Source organism: Rahnella inusitata (assembly GCF_003263515.1).
Taxonomy (GTDB): domain Bacteria; phylum Pseudomonadota; class Gammaproteobacteria; order Enterobacterales; family Enterobacteriaceae; genus Rahnella; species Rahnella inusitata.
Genome location: NZ_JYDE01000020.1, coordinates 130,252 through 155,189, shown reverse-complemented (window position 1 = coordinate 155,189; position 24,938 = coordinate 130,252). Strand labels below are relative to the sequence as shown.

General features: G+C 53.6%; 17 protein-coding genes. 9 read left to right on the top strand and 8 right to left on the bottom strand.

The genetic code is table 11. The features are described 5' to 3' along the window. Window positions 1-64: 64 nt before the first annotated feature. Entirely contained in the window at window positions 65-1,234 is a 1,170-nt protein-coding gene (locus tag TU92_RS13520; protein WP_112167739.1) for a serine hydrolase, read from the bottom strand. 472 nt (window positions 1,235-1,706) lie between these two features. On the opposite strand from TU92_RS13520, the gene TU92_RS13515 reads away from it, so the two are divergent. Together TU92_RS13515 and TU92_RS13510 are read left to right on the top strand one after the other, a co-directional pair. After that, the gene (locus tag TU92_RS13515; RefSeq protein WP_112167738.1) at window positions 1,707-4,013 is read left to right on the top strand and encodes an FdhF/YdeP family oxidoreductase; all 2,307 of its coding nucleotides are present in this window, start codon (window positions 1,707-1,709) and stop codon (window positions 4,011-4,013) included. Between the two features lie 147 nt (window positions 4,014-4,160). After that, the gene (locus TU92_RS13510; protein ID WP_112167737.1) at window positions 4,161-6,104 is read left to right on the top strand and encodes an exoribonuclease II; all 1,944 of its coding nucleotides are present in this window, start codon (window positions 4,161-4,163) and stop codon (window positions 6,102-6,104) included. Between the two features lie 282 nt (window positions 6,105-6,386). Here TU92_RS13510 and cbl read toward each other — a convergent pair whose 3' ends face one another. The 3 genes from cbl to TU92_RS13495 all read right to left on the bottom strand — a co-directional run bounded on the left by cbl (window position 6,387) and on the right by TU92_RS13495 (window position 10,290). Next, entirely contained in the window at window positions 6,387-7,346 is a 960-nt protein-coding gene (cbl, locus tag TU92_RS13505; protein ID WP_112167736.1) for an HTH-type transcriptional regulator Cbl, read from the bottom strand. A gap of 120 nt (window positions 7,347-7,466) precedes the next feature. Continuing rightward, window positions 7,467-8,411, bottom strand: coding sequence for a 2-hydroxyacid dehydrogenase (locus TU92_RS13500; protein ID WP_112167735.1), 945 nt, complete (start codon window positions 8,409-8,411; stop codon window positions 7,467-7,469). 208 nt (window positions 8,412-8,619) lie between these two features. Continuing rightward, the gene (locus TU92_RS13495) at window positions 8,620-10,290 is read right to left on the bottom strand and encodes a fibronectin type III domain-containing protein (RefSeq protein WP_112167734.1); all 1,671 of its coding nucleotides are present in this window, start codon (window positions 10,288-10,290) and stop codon (window positions 8,620-8,622) included. Between the two features lie 465 nt (window positions 10,291-10,755). Between TU92_RS13495 and glgX the strand changes: the two genes are divergently transcribed. Then, window positions 10,756-13,038 (top strand): glycogen debranching protein GlgX, encoded by a 2,283-nt coding sequence (gene glgX / locus TU92_RS13490; RefSeq protein WP_112167733.1) that lies wholly within the window; start codon window positions 10,756-10,758, stop codon window positions 13,036-13,038. A 26-nt stretch (window positions 13,039-13,064) separates the two neighbouring features. Here glgX and TU92_RS13485 read toward each other — a convergent pair whose 3' ends face one another. Next, on the bottom strand, window positions 13,065-13,679 hold the full coding sequence (locus tag TU92_RS13485; RefSeq protein WP_112167732.1) for an FMN-dependent NADH-azoreductase: 615 nt from the start codon (window positions 13,677-13,679) through the stop codon (window positions 13,065-13,067). A gap of 127 nt (window positions 13,680-13,806) precedes the next feature. Between TU92_RS13485 and TU92_RS13480 the strand changes: the two genes are divergently transcribed. After that, window positions 13,807-14,709: a LysR substrate-binding domain-containing protein gene (locus TU92_RS13480; RefSeq protein ID WP_112167731.1), complete on the top strand. Its 903-nt coding sequence runs from the start codon at window positions 13,807-13,809 to the stop codon at window positions 14,707-14,709. A gap of 6 nt (window positions 14,710-14,715) precedes the next feature. Here the strand turns inward: TU92_RS13480 and apbE are convergent, their stop codons facing one another. After that, complete coding sequence (gene apbE, locus TU92_RS13475; protein WP_112167815.1) at window positions 14,716-15,765, bottom strand: FAD:protein FMN transferase ApbE; 1,050 nt, start codon at window positions 15,763-15,765, stop codon at window positions 14,716-14,718. A 259-nt stretch (window positions 15,766-16,024) separates the two neighbouring features. On the opposite strand from apbE, the gene TU92_RS13470 reads away from it, so the two are divergent. From TU92_RS13470 to uspE, 4 genes are all read left to right on the top strand, one after another. Continuing rightward, window positions 16,025-16,846: a mannosyl-3-phosphoglycerate phosphatase-related protein gene (locus TU92_RS13470; RefSeq protein WP_112167730.1), complete on the top strand. Its 822-nt coding sequence runs from the start codon at window positions 16,025-16,027 to the stop codon at window positions 16,844-16,846. Window positions 16,847-16,918: 72 nt separating this feature from the next. After that, the gene (locus tag TU92_RS13465; RefSeq protein ID WP_056770652.1) at window positions 16,919-18,139 is read left to right on the top strand and encodes a glycosyltransferase family protein; all 1,221 of its coding nucleotides are present in this window, start codon (window positions 16,919-16,921) and stop codon (window positions 18,137-18,139) included. Between the two features lie 347 nt (window positions 18,140-18,486). Beyond that, entirely contained in the window at window positions 18,487-19,242 is a 756-nt protein-coding gene (fnr, locus tag TU92_RS13460) for a fumarate/nitrate reduction transcriptional regulator Fnr (RefSeq protein ID WP_112167729.1), read from the top strand. A gap of 148 nt (window positions 19,243-19,390) precedes the next feature. After that, a complete protein-coding gene (gene uspE, locus TU92_RS13455) occupies window positions 19,391-20,350 on the top strand; it encodes a universal stress protein UspE (protein WP_112167728.1) in 960 nt (319 codons plus the stop codon). A gap of 90 nt (window positions 20,351-20,440) precedes the next feature. Here uspE and pntB read toward each other — a convergent pair whose 3' ends face one another. Both pntB and pntA read right to left on the bottom strand, forming a co-directional pair. Further along, window positions 20,441-21,832 (bottom strand): Re/Si-specific NAD(P)(+) transhydrogenase subunit beta, encoded by a 1,392-nt coding sequence (gene pntB / locus TU92_RS13450; protein WP_112167727.1) that lies wholly within the window; start codon window positions 21,830-21,832, stop codon window positions 20,441-20,443. A 10-nt stretch (window positions 21,833-21,842) separates the two neighbouring features. Further along, complete coding sequence (gene pntA, locus TU92_RS13445) at window positions 21,843-23,372, bottom strand: Re/Si-specific NAD(P)(+) transhydrogenase subunit alpha (protein WP_112167726.1); 1,530 nt, start codon at window positions 23,370-23,372, stop codon at window positions 21,843-21,845. Between the two features lie 536 nt (window positions 23,373-23,908). On the opposite strand from pntA, the gene ydgH reads away from it, so the two are divergent. Further along, complete coding sequence (ydgH, locus tag TU92_RS13440) at window positions 23,909-24,862, top strand: DUF1471 family protein YdgH (RefSeq protein ID WP_112167725.1); 954 nt, start codon at window positions 23,909-23,911, stop codon at window positions 24,860-24,862. Window positions 24,863-24,938: the final 76 nt, after the last annotated feature.

Below are 24,938 nucleotides of genomic sequence, written 5' to 3'. Positions count from 1 at the left end.
ACAGGCAAAAAAATCCCCGGTGAGGCCACCAGGGATTTCCTGAAAAACTATTATTTAAATGGTTTTAAATCTTCAGCTTCACATAATCAATCGCGCGGCTGATGATCCCGCCCTGCGCGACGTCTTCCAGCGCCACCAGCGGAACAGTTTTGATGACTTTACCGTTATCCACGATATTGATGTTGCCGAGCTCCTGACCTTTTTTAAGCGGTGCTTCGACCTGCGGATTGGTCAGCACGTACTGGGCTTTCAGCTTATCGGCATCGGCCTGCGGAACGCTGATGAACACATCGCTCAGTGAACCGACTTTCACCTGATCGTTAGCCCCAAACCAGACGTGCTCGCTGGAAACGGTCTGATTGGCTTTGAAAATTTGCTTGCTGGTGTACTCACGGAAGCCCCAGGTCAGCAATTTACGCGCCTGATCTTCGCGCCCTTTCGAACTTTTCCCGCCCATGACCACTGCAATCAAACGACGATCGCCCTGCGTGGCCGAAGCAATAATGTTGAAACCTGCACTTTCGGTGTGACCGGTTTTCAGGCCATCCACCTGCAGGTTTTTATCCCACAGCAGGCCGTTACGGTTTTGCTGAGTGATGTTGTCATACGTCAGCGATTTCTCGCTATACATGTGATATTCCTCAGGTTCACCACCGATAATCGCGCGGGAAAGTTTGGCGAGATCATAAGAAGTTGTGTACTGACCCGGCGCATCCAGACCGTGTACAGTTTCGAAATGGGTATTGGTCAGCCCCATGCTCACGACGTATTTGTTCATCATACCAACGAAGCTGTCCTGGCTGCCGGCCACATAATTCGCCATGGCGACACAGGCGTCATTACCGGAGGTAATGATAATGCCGCGGATCAAATCGCGTACCGAAACGCGATCGCCCGGCTTGAGGAACATTAGCGAAGAACCTTCCAGACTTTTATTACCAGCGACCCACGCTTCCTGCGGCACGGTCACAATGTCGTTCATCGTGATTTTCTTCTGATCCAGTGCGCGGTCAATCACGTAGCCGGTCATCAGTTTGGTCAGGCTGGCCGGGTTACGACGGTCATCCGGGTTCCCTGCTGCCAGCACATCACCGCTGGCGTAATCCATCAGGACAAAAGACGCGGCATCAATGCTCGGGGGAACAACCGGGAAATCCAGTGGCGCAACAGCGCTCGCACTGCCCGCAGAGAACAACAACACACAAGATAAAACACTTATTACACTACGTTTCACTGAATCTTCCTTAAACGTGCCGCATTGACCTGAACATAAATCCGCTCAGCATCTATACAAATAATCATACAAAAAAGTCATAGATCGAGATCTGCGGCATAGGGTGCCTGAAAACGGCGTTCAGAAAAACCCTTAGTCTTTTGCTAAGCATTTCATAATGAAACGATTCGGTTACAAGTTGGATGCTTTAACGCCAAAACAGGCAGTGACTGACGTAATCAGTTTTCGTTATCGCAAGATGCTGTTTTTGAAACCATTGAAATTGACTTTAAACGCCCGCCCGTCGAGGAAAATTTGCATTACGCCCCGATAAACCCTCGCGATAGACAGCTTCTATCACACCATCACGGCATTCGATTAGACGTAATCCCATCACCCTCCTAAACTTGTGACATAAAATTAACAATCGGATTAACAATTCGTCGATCCGGTTGTTTACAGACCAGATAAAAACCACCTGCGAAGCATAATTATGAAATTCAAAACTGAGATTAAACCCTACCACGGCGCGGCCGGTGGCTGGGGTGCATTGGAATCTACCACCCGTTTCGTCTTCGACAGTAAGAAAGTCCTTTCCAACCTGCGCAACCTGATGCGTGTTAACAAAGGTCGCGGTTTTGACTGTCCGGGCTGCGCTTGGGGCGATGATAACCACAGTACGTTTAGCTTCTGTGAAAACGGCGCGAAAGCCGTCAGCTGGGAAGCAACGCGCAAAGCGGTCGAGCCTGAATTCTTCGCGCAGCACAGCGTCAGCAAACTTCGCGAACAGAGCGATTACTTCCTCGAATATCAGGGACGCCTCACCCACCCGATGCGTTATAACCGCACCACCGATCACTATGAACCCATCAGCTGGGACGCGGCTTTTTCGCTGATCGCCAGCCATCTGAAAGGTCTGGAAAGCCCGGATCAGGCGGATTTCTACACCTCCGGTCGCGCCAGTAACGAAGCCTCCTACCTTTATCAGGTGTTTGGCCGCATGTTCGGTACCAACAATTTTCCTGACTGCTCCAACATGTGCCACGAAGCGAGCGGCGTCGGCCTCAAACAAAGCATTGGCGTCGGTAAAGGCACCATCCGTCTGGATGATTTTGAAAAGGCCGACGCGATTTTTGTCTTCGGCCAGAACCCCGGCACCAACCACCCGCGTATGCTGCACAGCCTGCGTCACGCCGCCGATCGCGGCGCGAAAGTGGTCAGCTTCAACACGCTGCGTGAACGTGGTTTAGAACGTTTCGCCGATCCACAAAAACCGCTGGAAGTCGTCACGCCGAAAGCCGGTCGCATCAGCTCTGCGTACTATCAGCCGAATCTGGGGGGCGATATGGCCGCCGTGCGCGGGATCGTCAAAGCGCTGTTGCAGACTCACCGCGAACGCATCGCCTCCGGCCAGCCTTCCCTGTTCGATGATGAATTTATTGCGCAAAACTGCGTTGGCGTGGACGACTATCTGGCGATAGTCGATGCCACCAGCTGGGAAAAAATCACCGAACAGTCCGGCCTGAGTGAACAGGATCTGCGCGAAGCCGCGGCTATCTATATGCATGCCGAACGCGTGATTTGTACCTGGGCGATGGGCATTACCCAACACAAACATTCCGTGCCGACCGTGCGCGAAATCACCAACCTGCAATTACTGTTCGGCCAGCTCGGCAAACCGGGTGCCGGTTTGTGTCCGGTACGTGGTCACAGTAACGTGCAGGGCAACCGCACCATGGGGATCGACGAAAAAGCGCCGAAAGCCCTGCTGGATGCGATGGAAAAACACTATCACTTCACGCCGCCGCGCACGCCGGGCCATAACACTGTGGAAGCGCTGGAGGCAATGCTGCGTGGCGACGCCAAAGTGCTGATCTGCCTCGGCGGGAATCTGGCTGCGGCAGCACCGGATACACCGCGTACCCTTCAGGCGCTGAGCAATCTGGATCTGTCGGTGCAAATCAGTACTAAACTGAACCGCAGCCATCTGACGCCGGGTCATGAAGCGCTGATCCTGCCAACGCTGGGCCGCACCGAGCTGGATATGCAGGCCACCGGCTCGCAGTTCATCACCGTCGAAGATTCCTTCAGCATGGTTCACGCGTCCGAAGGCGTGGGAATTCCGTTGTCGAAAGAGCAGCGTTCCGAAACCGCGATTGTCTGCGGTATCGCCGATGCGGTGCTTGGCGACAAATACCTCGACTGGATGGCCCTTGCGGATGACTACAACCTGATCCGCGACCATATCGAAGCGACCATTCCTGGTTTCCAGGACTTTAATGCACGCTGCGACATCAAAGGCGGTTTCTATCTGGGCAATGCGGCGGCGGAGCTGAACTTCAATACCTTAAGCGGCAAAGCCAATTTCAGCGCTGCTCCGTTACCGGAAGTGTTGATCCCGATGGGCGATCAAAATGCGCCGTTTACCCTGCAAACGTTGCGTTCGCACGATCAGTACAACACCACGATTTATGGTCTGGATGACCGCTATCGCGGCGTGTACGGCCAGCGTGAAGTGCTGTTTATTCACCCTCAGGATCTGGCTGATTTAGGGCTGAAAGACGGCGAACTGGTGGAAATCGAAACGCTGTGGAACGACGGCGTAGAGCGCAAAGTCAGTGGATTCAAACTGGTGAGCTACGATATTCCGCGCGGCAATCTGGCGGCCTATTATCCTGAGACAAACCCGCTGGTGCCGATGTCCAGCTTTGGCGACCAGACCCACACCCCGACCTCGAAAGCCGTTCCGGTGACCCTCCGTCGCTGTGAGCAAACGGTCGATCTGCAACGTATCGCCTGAACCGTTTTGCGAGGCATGCCGTAAATCCCCACTTTCGCTTCAGGGTTATGAGGCGAAAGGGGGATAAGAGCTTGCCCGACGGGGTCAGATCGCGTAAAACTGTCTGCCGCTAATCGAGCCACATTAACCCCCAATTCCCTGGACGATATGTTTCAAGATAACCCGCTGCTCGCGCAGCTAAAACAGCAACTTCACTCTCAGACTCCACGTGTCGAAGGCATCGTGAAAGGCACTGAGAAAGGCTTTGGCTTTCTTGAAGTAGACGGCCAAAAAAGCTATTTCATCCCGCCTCCGTACATGAAAAAAGTCATGCACGGGGACCGCGTGATCGCCTCCCTGCAAACCGAAAAAGAGCGTGAAGTCGTCCAGCCGGAAACCCTGGTTGAACCTTTTCTCAGCCGTTTTGTGGGCCGCGTGACCAAGAAAGACGACCGTCTTTCCATCATTCCCGATCATCCTTTATTACGCGATGCCATTCAGTGCCGCGTAATGCGCAACATCAATCACGAAGTGAGCGATGGCGACTGGTGTGTGGCCGAAATGCGCCGTCATCCGCTGAAAGAAGGCGATCACAGCTTCCAGGCTGAAATCACCGAGTGGATCACCAACGGCACCGACGATCTCGCGCCGTGGTGGGTCACCCTGGCACGTCACAATCTGGAACGTGAAGCGCCAAAATCTGAAATAGCCGAGCTGCGCGATGAAGGTCTGACCCGCGAAGATCTGACGGCCCTGCCCTTTGTCACTATCGACAGCGGCAGTACGCAGGACATGGATGACGCGCTGTTTGTGAAAGACAACGGCGACGGCACCCTGCAAATGACCATCGCGATTGCTGACCCGACGGCGTACGTCGCCGAAGGCAGCGACCTCGACAACACGGCAAAAAAACGCGCATTCACCAACTATTTGCCGGGCTTTAATATCCCGATGCTGCCGCGCGAATTGTCCGACGACATCTGTTCCCTGTGGCCGGACGTCAGCCGTCCAGTTCTGGCGTGTTCCGTCACGCTGGGCACCGATGGCGCACTGGGCAGCGACATTCGTTTCTTCGCCGCGACCATTGAATCCAAAGCCAAGCTGGCCTACGACAATGTCTCTGACTGGCTTGAAGCGGATGAGAAAAGCGAATGGCAGCCTGCCAGCGATGTGATTGCCGACCAAATTCGCCTGCTGAAACGCGTCTGTGACGTGCGCAGTGCATGGCGTACAGAAAACGCGCTGGTGTTTAAAGATCGTCCTGATTACCGCTTCGTGCTGGGTGAGAAAGGCAACGTGCTGGAGATTGTCGCCGAGCACCGCCGTATCGCTAACCGTATCGTGGAAGAATCGATGATCGCCGCCAACGTGTGTGCCGCTCTCGCCCTGCGCGACAGTCTCGGTTTCGGCGTCTATAACGTGCATACCGGTTTTGATCCGTTGCTGGTTGAGAACGCGGTTACCATACTGCAGGCCAACGATGTGGAAGCCAACGCCGAAGAGTTGCTGACCCTGCCGGGCTTCTGCGCACTGCGCCGCAAGCTTGACGCATTGCCAACGCAGTTCCTCGACAGCCGCATTCGCCGTTCCCAGACTTTCGCAGAAATCAGCACCTCGCCGGGGCCGCATTTCGGTCTGGGTCTGGAAGCTTATGCAACCTGGACTTCGCCGATCCGTAAATACGGCGACATGGTGAATCACCGTTTGTTGAAAGCGATGATCCTCAACCAGTCTGCAGAAAAACCTCAGGATGAGATGACCGTTCAGCTGGCCGAACGCCGCCGCGCCAACCGCATGGCCGAGCGTGACGTCGGTGACTGGCTGTATGCACGTTATCTGGAAGATAAAGTCGGCACTGACGTTAAGTTCAGCGCGGAAATCATCGATGTCACCCGTGGCGGCCTGCGTGTCCGCCTGCAAGATATCGGCGCCGTCGCCTTCATCCCTGCTCCGTTCCTGCACAGCGTGCGCGACGAACTGGTATGCAGCGCGGATACCGGCACCGTTCTGATTAAGGGCGAAGTGGCCTACCGTCAGAGTGACATCATTGATGTAGCGATTGCGGAAGTACGGATGGAAAATCGCAATGTGATTGCCAGGCCTGCTGCTTAGCGAACCTTGGGATTATTGATGTGAGTGAAAAGCCGGTTTAGAACCGGCTTTTTTTATGTGCGGGTTGTAACCCGACCGGAGGGGAACCGCACAGCGGCGAGATTTTGCGGCAATAACCGGAGTTTCTGAAACATAGCCCGTTTGCATAGCACATGTTTTAAAGAGCCGGAGATTCTTAAGAGGCTCGGCGACAGGCGCCTCTTAAGGCCGGTTTGGGCGGCAGCCCAAGGTTTTGACCGTGAAGTTGAAGTTAAAAGCCGCCCATTGCGCGGCCCCGCACGATCAGATCTGGTAGTCAATTACCGTCTCACTCTCCTGCCCCGACGCAAACACCTTCTCCTTAATATCATTCACCGATAACCCCGGATTACATAATTCGATAAATCGCCAGACATAGTTACGCTGCAACTGCGCCCTTTTCAGACCCAGCCAGACGGTGTTGGCTTCGAATAAATGTTCGGCATTGATGAGCTGAAGACCGGTGTCGCGGGCGGCTTCGTAAGCTTTGTCGGCGAGAATACCGACGCCTAAACCGAGTTCGACATAGGTTTTGATCACGTCAGAATCCTGCGCGCTGAGCACGATATCCGGGCTGAGTGCGGCACGACTAAAGGCTTCGTCAAGCCGCGAACGGCCAGTAATGCCCTGACGATAGGTAATCAGCGGTTGTTCGCTGAGATGTTGCAACGTGACTGGATGCTGCAACGTCAGCGGATGCCCCTGCGGAACCACGATGGCGTGGTGCCAGCGGTAATACGGAAACGCGGCGACAGAGGTGTCGTTCATCAGCTTCTCGCTGGCGATAGCAACATCCGCCTGCCCGCTGAGCAACATCGCCAGCACTTCGTTTGGAGAGCCCTGATGCAGCTCCAGCCGGACGCCAGGGTAGATGGCGCGGAAGGCTTTGATGACTTTCGGCAGACTGTAACGCGCCTGAGTATGCGTGGTGGCGATGGTCAGTACGCCCGCGTCCTCTTTGGAGAAGACGTCCGCCAGACGACGGATGTTCTGGGCTTCGTTGAGAATTCGCTCAGCAACGGCCAGTAACTCTTTACCCGGCTCGGTCAGCCCCAGCAAACGCTTGCCGCGACGGATAAAAATCTCGACGCCCAGCTCATCTTCCAGCTCGCGAATGTGGCGGCTGACGCCTGACTGCGAAGTGAACAACATGTTCGATACTTCGGTCAGGTTGTAATTGCATCGCGCTGATTCCCTGATAATTTTGAGTTGTTGAAAATTCACCGCCGTCGCCCCTGTCTGTTCTAAAACCCTATTGTTACGGCCTGCGGGTATGCCAGACAAATAAGAAAAAGCGGTTACTTATGCTTTTTCCGACTATAGAGAGTGACAGCGGTTTCAGATTTACTCCGGCACCGGCGTCAGCACCGGTCTGGCGGAGAAATGAGCGCTGAGGTTATCCAGCACCAGCGCCAGCATATTTTCGACCGACTCCGGCGAGCGCCCTGCCACATGCGGCGTGATCACCAGATTATCCAGCGTCAGCAACACAGGCGGCACCTGCGGTTCGCCGTCCACCACGTCCAGCGCGGCACCGGCGATTTCATGACTTTGCAGGCTGGCTGTCAGCGCGTCGGTATCCACCACGCTGCCGCGCGCAATGTTAATTAAAAATCCTTCAGCGCCCAGTGCGCGCAACACGGCGGCATCCACCAGCCGGACAGTATTTTTGCCCCCCGGCGTGGCGACCACCAGATAATCCGCCCAGGCGGCCAGTTCGGTCACGCTGTGGAAATAGGTGTAAGCCGTATCCGCCTGCGGTTTACGGTTGTGATAACCAATTGCCATATCAAATCCGCCCGCCGCGCGACGGGCAATCAGCGCGCCGATGTTGCCAAGCCCTACGACACCGAGCTTTTTGCCCGCCATGCCGGGGACATTCCAGCGCGCTTTATTCCACTCACCGCCGCGAACCGCCTGGTCAAACTGAGGAATGCGGCGGGTAATGGCCAGCATCAGCGCCAGCGTGTGGTCCGCGACAGAGGAATTATTGGTGCCCGGTCCGTGGGTGACGTGAATACCGCGCGATTTTGCCGCCGCGACGTCAATATGTTCATACCCCACGCCCTGCGCACAGATTATTTCCAGCTGCGGCATCGTTGCCATTTCTGCATCGCTCAGGCCAATACTGCCTATGGTTAACACGGCCTGAATTTGCTGTGCAAGTTCGCAGGAAAGCGTGGCGCGCTGCCCTGGCGTGGTGGCGAAATGGAGGGTAAATCCGGCGGCAGCAAAACGTTCAGGATAGCCAGCGTCCAGCGGGACATGGCTTAGCAACGCGATAGTCATGGGGGCTCCTGTTTCATAAAAGACGGCAAATACGTTCAGCGCCCGCCCTGATTGCAGCGGGTCAGAAAGAATATCTGTGAATGCCGCCGCTAAGTACAGAAGTTAAACTTTGCAGAATGATGCAGACGAAAAATGCCGGTGTGAGGGTTCACACCGGCGAATTTAAACAGTACGGATTAAATAACTAAAAAGTATTTCTGACAGCGGATTACACCGCCTTATGTTGATAAGTCGCGATAATCTTGCTGTAGGCGTAAGACTCGGTGCCTTCATAAGTACATTGATAGAGGTTGTTGTGATCGCTGGTGTGACACATTTCCAGACCCTGATTGTAATCGCGGGTCGCATCCCAGCCGGAGATGGTGCCGAAATTGTATTTCTTCGCCAGGTCGATCAGTTTTTTCATATGCTCGGTAGTGAAACTCGGGCCGGTGTCGTTGATACCAAACATCGGCGTCACACCAATACGACGCCAGAGTTTGGCATCTGACCACTCGGTGAAAACGGTTTTGATCTGACGATGCATCGCCAGCATCGACATTTCCACACCGGTATACATGTCCGGCGGTGGCGCCACGTCGCCGAAGTCCATCGACATGGCGTTGAACAATGCCGGTGAAATCCCCGCGTCATGCACCATGCGCACAAAATCAATCCCAAAGGAAGTCAGACCCTGGGAATCGTCAGACGTTTGCCCATCAACCGGCAGCGTGAAGGCGATTTGCAGTGACGGATTGTTTTTTTGCACTACCGCCATGGTCGCCAGCAAACGGCTAAGCATTTCAGTCTGCTGTAACGCGCCGCCTTCGATATCGAAGTCGATATGGTTCACGCCGTAGTTATCCAGCACGCCCTGATACAGCGCAGCCAGCTCACCCACGTCAGTGATGTGCTCTTCGAGGAAGTTGGAGTTCGCCCCGCCGAAAGAAATCGCCACATCGCCACCCGCCGCGCGGAACGCCGCGATATCTGCTTTACCGTAATCTGACACCGTTGCATCACCGGTAAACTCTGCGCCGTAGTCGCCAACGTTCGCATCAGTGATGCTCACCAGACCACCCCAGCAAGGACGGTAGTTCGGTGCGCCGTTACCGGCATTCATATCGGCAGATGTAATGAAGCCCAGGGTATAGGCTTTCAGACCGGACTCTTTACCGAACACGCTCGGACGCGGCGTCGGCCAGCCGGTGAAATCCATAAACGGCGCGTGGTTGAAGCTGTAATCACCGGAATCCGGCAAGGTTTTGTCTGTGGTGACATTCAGCGCCGGGGATTTTGCCGAGAAATTACTGGCCATATCGTAAGCACGTACCTGAACGCTGTAGGCCGTTTCCGCCGTCAGCCCGACCAGAGTCACCGAGGTGGTGCTAGTTTTTTGAGTTTTGACGACATTAGTTTTGGTGTTGGTATACGTGACTTCGTAACCGCCCACCATCACGTTATCGGTAGATGCCGTCCAGCCTAAGGTCAGGGTCACCGCCCCGCTCGCCACCACTTTCACAGCAGAAGGTATGGTCGGTGCCTGAGTATCGGCTACCTGATCGGCCACTTCGCCGTTGACTTTGAAGCCGCGCGGCAGATTACCGATGCTCACGCCGGTGTTGTTGCCGACCATAATGGCAAAAGTGCCTTTGCCGCCCGCCGGGATCACGCTGCAATCGTCAATCAGCGTGCCTTTAATCGGGCTGCTCCAGGTTTCGAACTGGAAGTTGATGTTGGCGGAAGCGCTCTGAGAGTTATCAAGCGTAAATTCAACTTTGCCTGATTCCAGGTCGGTATCCGTCATATTAAATACGTCAATTGAACAGGAAGATGACCAGACATCGTCAGCATTTTCCCATGCTGCGGAAACCATATATTTTTGTTTGGTAGTGCTCATAAATCGTGACTCCGAAAAAAGATGTAAGTGAATGTCGGAAAGCAGATGACGGCGTGGGGCAAGATTCGTTGTCTCATCGCTCGCTGCTGCTTTCTCTGTGGCCAGTATCGGAGCCTGATTTCAAAAGAGAAAATCACACTGCATCATAAATTTTCGTGAGAAACGTATTCTTCAATATCAACGAGTAAGAGGGAAATGTGTGCTTTTTGGTGATATGCAAAAGGGCATCAATCAGGAATATTTTCTCCCCACTGATTTTTCGATATACGCGGTTAGATGCCTCTTTTTAGTCATGTAAAAAAAGCGTTATTCGCCGGTTAATTGGCCCCTGGCAGGGGAAAAGCCGGAACTGCAACTACACTGATTTGATAGCAACGGACAAGCGGCCCCATGAGCCGCGGATCTTTTTCGCTCAATTCTTTCTCAGGATTTATTCTGATTGACCTGCTCAGGAGTGTGAAACGAATGGCAAAAGCCCGATCCAGCAAAGTGACCCAACCCACAGCCAGTACTGATGAAGTCCGCACTGTCCCCTCCAATTCCCAGGTCAACATCGCTGTTGACGAACTTGGTGTGCGCATCATGCATCCTTACAGCGACGGCGAAATCGTTCGCAGTTTCGATTCGGGCCACACCACCCGCGTGCGCGAAGGTTTACCGGTACCGCTCGGCGCGACGTGGGACGGTCTGGGCGTGAACTTCGCGCTGTTTTCCGCGAATGCCACCAAAGTCGAACTGTGTCTGTTTAACGACGAAGGCGAACAGTACGACGTGATCGAACTGCCGGAATACACTGATGAGGTCTGGCACGGTTATCTGCCGGATGCCCGCCCCGGCCTGTTGTATGCCTATCGCGTACACGGCCCTTACGCGCCACACGACGGACACCGGTTTAATCCGGCCAAGCTGCTGCTTGATCCCTACGCCAAGCAAATCGTCGGCGACCTGAAATGGGACGACGCTGTGTTTGCCTATGACATGCAAAGCGCCAAGAAGGATTTGCATATCGATAACACAGACAGCGCGCCTTTTCTGCCCAAGTGCCGCGTGATCGACCCGGCCTTTTCCTGGGCGCGTTCGCGCAAAAAGCATATCCCGTGGGAAAAAACGCTGATCTACGAAACGCATTTGCGCGGCTACACCATGCGTCATCCTGCGGTGCCGGAGCATCTGCGCGGCACGTTTTCCGGCATGAGCACGCCACATATCGTTGAATATATCCGCTCGCTCGGCGTGACCTCCGTCGAACTGATGCCAATCCACGCGTTTACCGATGACCGGCATCTGCAGGATAAAGGGCTGCATAATTTCTGGGGCTATAACACGCTGAGCTTCTTCGCGCCGCATCCGCAGTATATGGCGACGCACACCGTGAACGAATTCAAGCAGATGATCGCCACCTTCCACGCCGCCGGTATCGAGGTGATCCTCGATGTGGTCTATAACCATACGGCGGAAGGCAATGAGCTCGGCCCAACGCTGTCGTTCAAAGGGATCGACAACGCCAGTTATTACCGGCTGATGCCCGATAATAAACGCTATTACATCAATGATACCGGTACCGGCAATACGCTCAACCTCAGCCATCCGCGCGTGTTGCAGATGGTGACGGATTCGTTGCGCTACTGGGCGACGGAAATGCAGGTGGATGGTTTCCGCTTTGATCTGGCGACCATTCTCGGGCGCGAAAGCTACGGATTCGACGAAGGCTGCGGGTTCCTTGATACCTGCCGTCAGGATCCGATCCTCAGCCAGTGCAAACTGATCGCCGAACCCTGGGATTGTGGCCCCGGCGGCTATCAGGTTGGCGGGTTTCCGCCGGGCTGGATGGAGTGGAATGACCGCTTCCGTGACACAGTGCGTAAATTTTGGCGCGGGGACGAAGGCCAGCTGGCGCAATTTGCCACGCGGCTTTCCGGTTCAGCGGACATCTTTAATCACCGTGGACGCAAGCCTTACGCCTCGGTGAACTTCATCACCGCACACGACGGTTTCACCCTCAATGACTGGGTTTCTTATGAGAAAAAGCACAACAGCGCCAACGGGGAAAACGGCAAGGACGGCAGCGATAACAATATTTCAGCCAACTACGGCGTCGAAGGCCCGACTGACGATGCGGAAATAAATGAGCTGCGCCTGCGGCAGATGCGCAACATGCTGGCAACGCTGCTGTTTTCGCAGGGTACGCCGATGCTGCTGGCCGGGGATGAATTCGCCCGCTCGCAGGAAGGTAACAATAATGCGTATTGTCAGGATACCGACATTGCCTGGGTGAACTGGAACGTTGGCGATAAAGGCAAATCGCTGCTGCTGTTTACTTACCGGCTGATCGCCCTGCGTAAACGTTTTCCGATTTTGCATCGCGGACGATTTCTCACCGGTGCGGTCCATGAAAAGCTCGGCGTGAAGGATGTGAGCTGGTTCCAGCCGCAGGGGCCGGAAATGACTGATGCCGCGTGGAGCGATCCGCACGCGAAATGCATCGCCATGCTGCTCGATGGCCGCGCACAGCCAACCGGCTTGCTGCGTCAGGGATCGCTGAGCACCGTGCTGCTACTGTTTAACGCCTCGCACAAAGACGTCATGTTCACCCTGCCGTCGGTGGCACACGGTGAGAGCTGGCGGCATATTCTCGATACCTTCCAGCCCGATGACGTGAACGAACATAACTTCGATTTTGGCCGCGAATATGTGTGCACCTCGCGAACCGTGGTGCTGTTTGAATTGATCAGCACTGCGAAACATTAATCAATAAACGACATCGCCGCGCTGCTTCAGGCATTGAGGATCTGAAGCAGCGTTTCACGCCCTTCCGCCAGCCCTTTCTCCCGGCCAATCGCCTGACGGCTAACGCCTTCAGCGCGGATGACGTGGCAATCTGCCACGCCCATCAGTTCCAGAATCGACGCCAGATACGGCTCCTGAAAATCATGCAGTTTGCCTTCCGGCGTGCTGTACACCCCGCCGCGCGTGGAAGCGATATATACCGTTTTTCCGGGGATCAGCCCCACCACGCCCTGCGGCGTATAACGGAACGTCAGTCCTTTCTGGCACACCTGATCCAGCCACGCTTTGAGATTGCTGGGGATAGAGTGGTTGTACATCGGCGCGCCAATCACCAGCACGTCGCAGGCGGTCAACTCTTCAATCGACTGATAAATGCCGTCCAGCTCGGCCACTAACGCCGGCGTCATCACTTCTTCCTGGGAATTATGCAGCATGCTCATGGCGGCGGCGGAAAGATGCGGCGGCGGCGTGGTGCCAAGATCGCGGTAAGTCACTACAGCGTCATGATGGCGGGCACAAAGTTCGGCGACAATCGTGGCGGAAAGTTCGCGGGATACGGAGCCTTCAGTAAACGGGCTGGAATCAAGGTGTAAAATTTTCATAAGGGCCTCTGTTTTCATCTCTTAATAAGAATGAGCACAGGGTAATCGTTGTGGTAATAATCCAAAATACCTGATATCACAACGCATCGTTGCAAAATAGCAACAATACTCAAGCGGAAGCATCGACATGCAGGACAATCTCAATGATATGGCGCTTTTCGCCGCCGTGGTAAAACATCAGGGTTTTACCGCCGCCGGGCGCGCGCTGGGTGTATCGAAATCCCTGCTCAGCCGCCGCGTGGAGGCGCTGGAATCGCGCCTCGGTGTGCGTCTGTTGCAGCGCACGTCGCGGCACTTTTCCGTCACCCTCGTAGGCGAACGGTACGCGGCTGAATGTCAGAAACTGCTGGAACAGGCGCAGTCCGCACAGCAAGTGATTGATGATTTGCAGCATAGCCCGCGCGGGCTGTTGCGAATTTCCGCACCGGTGATGATGGCTGAAACGGTGATAGCGCCGTTGATGAAGACATTTCTGACGCGTTACCCGGAGATTACGCTCGAGCTTCTGGCGATCAATCGCGCGGTAGATCTACTGGAGGAGAACTTCGACGTCATGATCCGCTCGCACAACGAGCCACTGGAGGATTCTGGCCTGCATCGCAAACCGCTCGGCACATTGCGCTACGTGCTTGTCGCCAGCCCGGCCTTTATCGCCGCCCTGCCGTCACCACCGTCCGTGGAACAACTGAGCGCACTGCCCACGCTGGTGCGCAAAACGCCCTGGGCCGGGGAGCAATGGGAACTGGTGCATCCGCAGGAAGGCCCGCGCAGAATAACGCTGACGCCGCGCATGGTGAGTAATAATTTGCTGGTGCTGTGTCAGGCGGCCGCCGATGGGCTGGGTATCGCGCTACTGCCTGAAATCGCCTGCGCGCAGCGGATCGCGCAAGGTGAACTGCAACATCTTCTGGCGGAGTGGCATACGCCGCCCTCTTCGGTTTCAGCGTTGTATGCCAGCCACAAAGGCCAGTCTCCGGCGTTGCGGGTCTTTCTGGATTTCCTCAGCGAGACGCTGAATAACCCTCTGTGAACCACATTATTCCGGGTCTTTGAGATAGGCTTTGAACTGCGGCGACATATAGCTTTTAAAACTGTCGCCATCTTTGGTGATCAGATACACCGCCAGATGTTGCTGCTCCGCCAGCGCCAGCGCTTTGTGCGTTCCTAACACCATCAGACCCGTATCCCAGCCGTCAGCTTCCAGCGCAGTCGGCGCAATCACAGTCGCGGACACCAGTTTGTGAGTGACAGGCTCACCTGTCGCCGGATCGATAATATGCGAGAGGCGTTTGCCGTTTAGCTCGTAATAGTTGCGATAACTGCCGGACGTGCTGATGCCCATGCCCTGCAAATCCACAATTGCCTGCACGGCCGTCTCTTTGTCAGTCGGTTTTTGAATCGCCACCTGCCAGGGTTTACCCCTGGCGTTATGGCCGCGTGACACCACGGCACCGCCCACCGACACCAGATAATTGCTGATGCCATTGCCTTCGACCAGCCGCGCCAGATGATCGGTCGCATAGCCTTCGCCGACCGTCGAGAGATCGACATACATTCCCGGCAAATCTTTTTGCAGGTACTGCCCGTCACTCTGCTGAATCACTTTCAGATGCTGCAAGCCAATCCGCTCACGTGCCGCGGCGATCTGTTCCGGTGTCGGGGTTTTCACCGGCTGCTTATCCGGGCCAAATCCCCACAGATTGACCAGCGGGCCGACGGTGATATCCATCGCGCCGCCGGTTAATGTCCCGATACGCATTGAGGTGACAATGGCATCCGCCATCCCGGCGCTTATCGGCTGCGGCACGTTGCCCTGATACTGGTTAAAACGCGAGAGCACCGAATCGTCTTTGTACGTCGACAACTGGTGATCGTCTTCTTTGAGCTGTGCCTCGATTTGCCCGCGCAGCGCCGCTTCCCGGTTTTTATCGACCCCCGCAATGCTGACTCTATAGAACGTGCCCATGGTGTTGCCTTCGATGACCAGCGCGCTGTCCTCGACGGAAGACGCGCCATCGCAGGCGGATAACAAACTGACGGCGGACAGCAACAGAGCGTGACGCAGTAAAACCGGTGATAAAGACATGAAGAAAGACTCGTCTGAATGCCCGAAGCCGGGCAAGAAAAGGTGCGCAATAGTAAAGGATGACATCTAAACCGCAGTGGAACTGCGGCAAATTATCCTGATATTTCACCGCCGGGTAAAGCCACGTCGTCGCCGGTAAAAATTCCTGAAATGTGCGCTGCGGTAATAAATGGCATTTTTGAATCTATACTTAGCTGCTGGAGCAGAAAGTCATTTACATCAATGAGGCTCTGTTCTGCCACACAATTGAGGAGAAAGAATGCCGTACCTTGATGATCCCTTAATTATTTTCACTGACCTGGATGGTTCGCTGCTTGACCACCACGATTACAGCTGGGAACCCGCGCAGCCCTGGCTGGACCGGCTTGCCACCGCGCAGATCCCGTTGATTCTGACCACCAGCAAAACGTCCGCAGAAGTGGCGGCCTTGCAGTCTGCTTTACAGTTAACGCATCTCCCTTTTATTGCCGAAAACGGCGCCATGATCCACTTCCCGGCCAGCTGGAGGCCTGAAAGCCCGGTGCCTGGCGCGCGCTACGCCGATATCCGCCATACGCTTGAGGAGTTGCGGCATCGGTATGATTTTGAGTTTCGCGGTTTTGGCGACGTCACGCCCAAACAGGTCGCCATCTGGACGGGACTGTCTGAGCCGGATGCAGCACTGGCGATGCAACGTGAAGCCTCTGAGCCGCTGATCTGGTTTGGCAACGATCTGGACTTTAGCCATTTTAAAAAATGCCTGACCCGCGAAGGTCTGGCGCTGACCCGCGGTGGTCGTTTCTGGCATGTGATGGGAGTCGATGCGGGAAAAGGTCCGGCGGTGCAGTGGTTAGCAGCCGAATACCAGCGCCAGCGCGGTAAGCCGGTCATCACTCTCGGGCTCGGCGATGGACCGAATGATATATCAATGCTGGAAGCGGTCGATCACGCCGTGGTCATCAAAGGCCATCACGATCACGCGATGCCGCTGAGCCGTCACCACGCTTCACAGGTATTTCGCACCTCGGAGTTTGGCCCGCACGGCTGGGTTCAGGGACTGGACCATTTTATTACGCTCCCGGCACGGGAAATTCAAAAATGATTGAGAAGAGAAATACTTTAGCTGTTGTTTGTTCCCAATAATTTTATCAATTCTAAAATTGGAGAATACCGCATGAGTGATTTTTATCAGGATGGTGTCATTACTAATTTCCATAATTTGACTAACCGTAAAGTTGAAGAACTGGAATACGATTTGCAGGTGTTTTCGGGCCGACGCTCAATGGGATTAATATTACCTTCGCTTTTTTCAGAACTTGAAGGTCCGGCGCTGACAAAAATTGTCGATGAACTGACAAAAGTCCCCTATCTGGAAGAAATTGTTATTGGTTTGGATCGTGCTGACCGCGATCAGTTTTTATTTGCTCGTGAGTTTTTCTCCCGCCTGCCGCAGCGTCACCGTATTTTATGGAATGACGGCCCGCGCCTCAAAGCGCTGGATGAAGAGCTAAAAAAAGAAAATCTCTCACCGATGGAACCGGGCAAAGGCCGTAACGTCTGGTTCTGTGTCGGCTACACGCTGGCCTCGCGGCGCACGTCCGTCGTGGGCTTACATGATTGTGACATTGTCACCTATAGCCGCGATATGCTGGCGCGCCTTATGTATCCTGTCGCCAATCCCAATTTCCATTACGATTTCTGTAAAGGCTATTATGCCCGCGTGGCAGATGGGAAATTCAACGGCCGCGTGGGCCGTCTGCTGGTCTTCCCGCTGCTCAAATCCCTGCAAATCGTCTACGGCCACTCCGATTTCCTCGAGTATCTGCGTACTTTCCGTTATCCGCTGTCCGGGGAATTCGCCATGCGTACCCACGTTCTGAATGATCTGCGGATTCCGAGCGACTGGGGTCTGGAAATCGGCGTCCTTTCGGAACTTCACCGCAACACCGCCACCCGCCGTATCTGTCAGGTGGATATCGCCGATAATTACGACCATAAGCACCAGCCGATGTCAGAAGATGATGCCACCAACGGCCTGCAGCGCATGAGTATCGACATCACTAAAGCGCTGTACCGTAAAATGGCGATTTTGGGCGTCAACATTACCAGTGAATCTTTCCGCATTCTGAAAGCCACCTACTATCGCAATGCGCTGGATATGATCGATGGATTCGAGAATGATGCGCGCATGAACGGCTTGTCGTTCGATCGCCATAGCGAGGAATCCGCGGTAGAGCTGTTCTCGGGCGCAATCATTGAAGCGGGTCAGGCTTTTGTCGATACGCCGAGTGAAAAGCCCTTTATCCCGAGCTGGAGCCGCGTGCAGTCGGCCTTCCCGGATATGCTGGATCGCCTTCACGAAGCGGTAGAAAAAGATAATGAAGGCGACGTATAATTTCGCAAGATAATTTGATGAGACAAATCAACGCTGCAATTGCAGCGTTTTTGCATTTGGTCAATCAAAAACCGACGCCAAGAATATCCTCAGCCACGATAAATTGATTCACCCAATGTATTCGTTAAAATTTTTATATATTTTTTACGAATAAATTGACCCATATCTAAATCTCATTGATTCTCAATTCGTCTAAATACCTCGTGCAGATCAAAATAATTGGAAAAAAAAACCATTAAAAATCGTGCTTTTTAAACATTTCGCTCTTTTCGCGCCATTAAGCTACTTATCACTCGCTGCAAAAGATGTTAAAATTGACCCATATCAATATTGCCTGAGTGACTCTTATGATCCCGGAAAAGCGTATTATTCGACGTATCCAATCTGGTGGCTGTGCGATCCATTGTCAGGACTGTAGCATTAGCCAGCTTTGCATTCCTTTCACGCTGAACGAGCACGAACTCGATCAGCTCGACAACATCATCGAAAGGAAAAAGCCGATCCAAAAAGGTCAGGCATTGTTCAAAGCCGGCGATGAATTGAAATCCCTTTATGCTATCCGTTCCGGGACCATCAAAAGCTACACCATCACCGAACAGGGTGATGAACAGATCACAGGTTTCCATCTGGCGGGCGATTTAGTCGGCTTTGATGCGATTGGCGGTCTGCAACATCCAAGCTTCGCACAGGCGCTGGAAACCTCCATGGTCTGTGAAATCCCGTTTGAGACGCTCGACGATCTCTCCGGTAAAATGCCTAATCTGCGCCAGCAAATGATGCGACTGATGAGCGGCGAGATCAAAGGCGACCAGGATATGATCCTGTTGTTGTCGAAGAAAAATGCGGAAGAAAGACTGGCGGCGTTTATCTATAACCTCTCCCGTCGTTTCGCAGAACGTGGTTTCTCTCAGCGCGAATTCCGCCTGACGATGACCCGCGGCGACATCGGTAACTACCTCGGTCTGACCGTGGAAACCATCAGCCGTCTGCTTGGTCGTTTCCAGAAATCAGAAATGCTGAGCGTAAAAGGCAAGTACATTACTATTGAGAATCATGCCATGCTTTCTCAATTAGCCGGCCAGTCTGTTGCGGTATCTGCCTGATAGTCCACATCGTTAAATTTTGAGTCGGCTCAGCAACGAATAATTTGTTGATCCGACTCAATTTCTCCTCTGTCCGATTGCTTAATCTTGGTTTACTCTGTACTTAATACAGTGAACGCTGTTCTCTCACAGGTGTTAAGGAGTCCCCATGGCTAAGTATCAAAATTTACTCGTTGCTATAGACCCCAATCAGGATGATCAACCTGCTTTGCGTCGCGCCGTTTATCTGGTGCAACGTAACGGTGGCCGAATCAAAGCTTTCCTGTCTATTTATGATTTCTCCTATGAGATGACCACCATGTTGTCGCCTGATGAACGGACCAGCATGCGACAGAGTGTGATCAATGAACGGGCTGAATGGATTAAAGAGCAGTGTAAGTACTACATCGAAGCAGGTATCCAGATTGAAGTGAAAGTGGTCTGGCACAACAAACCTTTCGAAGCGATTATTCAGGAAGTCATTGCAACTGGTCACGATCTGCTCCTCAAAATGGCTCATCAGCACGACCGTCTTGAATCCGTGATCTTCACCCCTACCGACTGGAATTTGCTGCGCAAATGTCCTTGCCCGGTGTGGATGGTCAAAGACCAGCCGTGGCCTGAAGGCGGTAAAGCCGTTGTTGCAGTTAACCTTTCCAGCGAAGAGCCCTATCACGATCCGCTGAACATCAAACTGGTAAAAGAAACCATCGATCTGGCCTCTCACGTCAATCAGACTGAAGTGCATCTGGTCGGTGCGTATCCGGTTACGCCAATTAATATTGCTATCGAGCTGCCGGACTTCGACCCCAGCGTCTATAACGACGCAATTCGTGGTCAGCACCTGATTGCCATGAAAGCATTGCGACAGAAATTCCAAATTGATGAGAAATTCACGCACGTGGAAAAAGGCCTGCCGGAAGAAGTGATCCCGGATCTGGCTGAGCATCTGCAGGCCGGTGTAGTGGTATTAGGCGCGATTGGCCGTACCGGATTATCCGCGGCGTTCCTCGGCAATACCACCGAACAGGTGATCGACCATCTGAAATGCGATTTGCTGGCCATCAAGCCGGACGATTTTGAATGCCCGATTACGCAAGACGATGATGAAGAGGACGACGACGAATAACGTCTGAATTCCTAAACCTTAATTCTTACGAAATAAATAAAGGCCAGTCGATTGACTGGCCTTTCTCTTTTCAAATCAATGCTGAATGTGTTATAGCGCGCGCAGGATTTTCTCTACGCTTTCTTTTGCATCACCAAACAGCATCTGCGTGTTGTCTTTGAAGAACAGCGGGTTCTGTACACCTGCATAACCCGTATTCATCGAACGTTTGAACACAATCACGTTCTGCGCCTTCCACACTTCCAGCACCGGCATACCGGCGATTGGGCTGCGTGGATCTTCCAGCGCTGCCGGGTTCACGGTGTCATTGGCACCGATAACCAGCACGACGTCGGTATCTGCGAAGTCACCGTTGATTTCATCCATTTCCAGCACGATGTCATAAGGTACCTTCGCTTCCGCCAGCAAGACGTTCATGTGGCCCGGCAAACGCCCTGCAACAGGGTGAATCCCGAAACGCACTTTGATCCCTTTGGCACGAAGTTTAGCCGTGATGTCGTGAACCGGATACTGAGCCTGCGCTACCGCCATGCCGTAGCCAGGCGTAATGATCACAGAACTGGCGTTTTTAAGCATGTCTGCCACGTCTTCCGCGCTCACTTCATGATACTCGCCCATCTCTTCCGCATTACCGGTCGAAGAACCGTCGGTACCGAAACCGCCTGCAATCACGCTGATAAACGATCGGTTCATCGCTTTACACATGATGTAGGACAGGATCGCACCGGAAGAACCGACCAGCGCACCGGTGACGATCAGCAGGTCGTTGCTGAGCATAAAGCCCGCCGCCGCTGCTGCCCAACCGGAATACGAGTTCAGCATCGATACCACCACCGGCATGTCCGCACCGCCGATAGAAGACACCAGATGCCAGCCGAAGCCCAGCGCGATAATGGTCATTATCAAAAGTGCGAAGACTTGCAGACCCACGCTTTCGGTACGAACGAACGTCACCATCAGCAGGAATGACACCACCAGCGCCGCCAGATTCAGTTTATGACGATGTGGCAATGCCAGCGGTTTGGAAGAGATAATCCCGCGCAGTTTGCCAAAGGCCACAATCGAACCGGTGAAAGTCACCGCACCGATGAAGATACCCAGGAAGACTTCGGTCAGATGGATGTTTTCCATCACACCTTCCATCGGCACTGCACCGTGATCGAGGTAGCTGTTGAAGCCGACCAGAACCGCCGCCAGACCCACGAAGCTGTGCAGGATCGCCACCAGTTCCGGCATTTCGGTCATTTCGACTTTACGCGCCAGATAAACACCAATTGCGCCACCGATCACCATCGCAACGATGATCCAGCCGACGTTACCGGAGTCAGGACCAAGGATGGTCGCAATTAACGCGATCGCCATCCCGGTCACACCGAAGATGTTCCCCTGCTTAGACGTTTCATGTTTAGAAAGCCCCGCAAGGCTGCAAATAAACAGAATAGCGGCAACAATATATGCTGCTGTAACTAAACCCCCAGACATATGCTACCCCTTAATTCTTACGAAACATCTTCAGCATGCGCTGAGTGACGGTGAATCCGCCGAAAATATTGATACTGGCGATCAATACCGCAATAAAGGACAGGAAGCTAACCCAGCCACCGTGACCAATCTGCAATACCGCACCCACTACGATGATCCCGGAAATGGCGTTCGTGACCGACATCAGTGGGGTATGCAGTGCATGGCTGACATTCCAGACCACGTAGTAACCGACCACGCAGGAGAGCGCGAAGACCGTGAAGTGGGACAGGAACTCTTTCGGCGCCACATTTGCCAGCCAGCCAAACAGCACTATGGCCACGGCCATGATGATGAACTTGGTCCACGGCGACGCAGGTTTGGCTTCGGCCTTTGCAACTGGTTCAGCCGCTTTGGCAGCCTGAGGTTGCGCAGACACCTGAATCGGTGGCGCAGGCCAGGTAACCTCACCGGCTTTCACCACGGTCACACCACGAACCACGGTGTCTTCGAAGTCGATCTCGATTTCGCCGTTTTTCTCTTTGCACAGCAGTTTCAGCAGGTTAACCAGGTTGGTGCCGTAAAGCTGAGAGGACTGCGTCGGCAGACGGCTTGGGAGATCGGTATACCCGATGATTTTCACGCCGTTGTCGGTGGTGGTGATTTTATCTGCCACGGTCAGTTCGCAGTTACCGCCGGTTTGCGCCGCCAGATCGACGATCACGCTGCCCGGTTTCATGGACGCGACCATTTCTTTGGTGATGAGTTTCGGTGCCGGACGGCCAGGGATCAGCGCGGTGGTTACGATGATATCCACTTCTTCGGCCTGAGCAGCAAACAGCGCCATTTCCGCTTTGATGAAGGCTTCGGACATGACTTTGGCATAACCGTCGCCGCTGCCTGCTTCCTCTTCGAAGTCCAGTTCAAGGAACTCCGCGCCCATGCTCTGAACCTGCTCTTTCACTTCAGGTCGGGTATCAAAAGCACGCACGATAGCACCGAGGCTGCCGGCTGCGCCGATAGCCGCAAGACCCGCCACGCCAGCGCCGATAATCATGACTTTTGCCGGTGGCACTTTACCTGCGGCGGTGATTTGCCCGGTAAAGAAGCGGCCGAATTCGTGAGCGGCTTCGACAATCGCACGGTAACCGGCGATGTTAGCCATTGAGCTCAGGGCATCCAGAGATTGTGCGCGGGAGATGCGCGGCACGGAATCCATTGCCATTGCCGTAACCTGACGGTCAGCCAGCTTCTGAATTAGTTCAGGATTCTGTGCAGGCCAGATAAAGCTGACCAGCGTGGTGCCTGCCTGTAATTTATCGATTTCATCGTTTTCAGGTGCATTCACCTTCAACACGATATCTGAATGCCAGACTTCCTCGCCGCTCACCACGGACGCGCCCGCTTGTTCGTAAGCGGCGTCCTCAAAGCTGGCTAACTTCCCGGCACCTTGTTCGATAGCGACCGTAAAGCCGAGTTTGAGCAGCTGTTCCACCGTTTTCGGCGTGGCTGCAACTCGGGCTTCATTGGTCAACCGCTCTCTTGGTACACCAATACGCATAGTATTCCCTTCACCCTTTTCATTGATGATTTGTGTCATCGTCATAACATTTCAATTACCCGCCTGCCGGCTTATACAGAACGCCGGAACGTGTTTTTTCAGGCTGGTTATAACCTACTGAATATCTAATCAATAATCTACGTATCGCAGTGATAGTCGGTTAATTAATAATAAAAAAATTGATATGGACCGCAAACCTGCTGCAAACCCTGAGAAATACGCCTTTGATCCACTTCATCAGGCGGCGAACACCCGATCTTTCACTCTGTCCTTTTCCCCCTGAGCCGCTGGCAGCGGGCATAAAAGTTAGAAAATAGTGAATAATTAACATTTATTTCACTACTTGGATTATTCCTCAAACTTATATAACTTAGGGTCAGCAAAAAAAGAACGGTGTAATGGCGCTGACGCCTGCATTACTGCCATAAATTACTGAGACACTCGGTATTGTTACATGCAATAATCGGCCGCTAACCTGTTACACATCAAGAATTCAGCACGTTTCAACATTACTGCGCAAGGTGAAAGGATTTTTTATGAAGCTGACAAAAACGATCATCGTATCGGCCCTGTTTTCTGTTTCTGCGCTGTCTGCTGCACATGCCGCGCAGGAAATTAGCCCGCAGAAAGCAGCAGCCATCAAACCCTTTGATCGCATTGTTATTTCCGGGCGTTTTAACACGCTTGGCGATGCGGCTGATGCCGTATCACGTCGCGCTGATACACTCGGCGCTGACTATTTCTACATTCAGGACACCAACACCACTAACAATAGCGGTAACTGGCGCGTCGTTGCAGATATCTATAAAAAAGATGCGCCAGAAGTGAGCAAAGACCCAAATTATCGTGTGATCAACGGCGTGGTCGAGCTGCCTAAAGACGTTGCTTATCAGCTTGAGCCTTTTGATACCGTCACGGTCAGCGGATTCTACCGCAGCCAGCCAGACGTCAATGATGCCATCACCAAAGCAGCGAAAGATAAAGGGGCTTACTCCTTCTTCATCGTGCGCCAGATTGATGCCAACAGCGGCGGCAACCAGTACATCACCGCGTTTATCTACAAAAAAGATGCACCGAAACGCGTAGTGCAGGATCCGGACGCTATCCCTGCGGATTCCGAAGCCGGTAAAGCCGCACTGGCCGCCGGTGGTGCAGCCGCGAAGAAAGTTGAAATTCCTGGCGTGGCTTCCTCAGGTAGCCCAAGCCGTGACGTTGGCCGTTTCTTCGAAACGCAGTCATCCACCGGTAAGCGTTACACTGTCACTGCAACTAACGGTGCAAAAATTCAGGAAGTGAATGACGTGACCGCCGCTCAGATGGTTCCGTTTGACTCTGCTACTTTCACCGGGCACTTCAACAGCACCACGGATGTGTCGCAGGAAGTGGCGAACCGTGCCGCTGCCAAAGGCGCCAAGTTCTACCACATTACCCGCCAGTGGCAGAACAAAAGCGGTGGCAACCTGACCGTGAGCGCAGACTTCTTCAAATAAGTCTGATGCAAAACAGCCCAACAAAAAGGCAGCCACTGACGGCTGCCTTTTTTATTTGTGACTCAGAGTCTGACAT

Bases quoted from the DNA above. Each gene is read 5' to 3' on its own strand.
- TU92_RS13510 (WP_112167737.1), top strand. From the start codon at position 4,161: ATGTTTCAAGATAACCCGCTGCTCGCGCAGCTAAAACAGCAACTTCAC.
- TU92_RS13500 (WP_112167735.1), bottom strand. From the start codon at position 8,411: ATGACTATCGCGTTGCTAAGCCATGTCCCGCTGGACGCTGGCTATCCT.
- pntA (WP_112167726.1), bottom strand. From the start codon at position 23,372: ATGCGTATTGGTGTACCAAGAGAGCGGTTGACCAATGAAGCCCGAGTT.
- fnr (WP_112167729.1), top strand. From the start codon at position 18,487: ATGATCCCGGAAAAGCGTATTATTCGACGTATCCAATCTGGTGGCTGT.
- TU92_RS13480 (WP_112167731.1), top strand. From the start codon at position 13,807: ATGCAGGACAATCTCAATGATATGGCGCTTTTCGCCGCCGTGGTAAAA.
- TU92_RS13515 (WP_112167738.1), top strand. From the start codon at position 1,707: ATGAAATTCAAAACTGAGATTAAACCCTACCACGGCGCGGCCGGTGGC.
- TU92_RS13485 (WP_112167732.1), bottom strand. From the start codon at position 13,679: ATGAAAATTTTACACCTTGATTCCAGCCCGTTTACTGAAGGCTCCGTA.
- TU92_RS13495 (WP_112167734.1), bottom strand. From the start codon at position 10,290: ATGAGCACTACCAAACAAAAATATATGGTTTCCGCAGCATGGGAAAAT.
- apbE (WP_112167815.1), bottom strand. From the start codon at position 15,765: ATGTCTTTATCACCGGTTTTACTGCGTCACGCTCTGTTGCTGTCCGCC.
- ydgH (WP_112167725.1), top strand. From the start codon at position 23,909: ATGAAGCTGACAAAAACGATCATCGTATCGGCCCTGTTTTCTGTTTCT.
- pntB (WP_112167727.1), bottom strand. From the start codon at position 21,832: ATGTCTGGGGGTTTAGTTACAGCAGCATATATTGTTGCCGCTATTCTG.
- TU92_RS13465 (WP_056770652.1), top strand. From the start codon at position 16,919: ATGAGTGATTTTTATCAGGATGGTGTCATTACTAATTTCCATAATTTG.
- uspE (WP_112167728.1), top strand. From the start codon at position 19,391: ATGGCTAAGTATCAAAATTTACTCGTTGCTATAGACCCCAATCAGGAT.
- TU92_RS13470 (WP_112167730.1), top strand. From the start codon at position 16,025: ATGCCGTACCTTGATGATCCCTTAATTATTTTCACTGACCTGGATGGT.
- glgX (WP_112167733.1), top strand. From the start codon at position 10,756: ATGGCAAAAGCCCGATCCAGCAAAGTGACCCAACCCACAGCCAGTACT.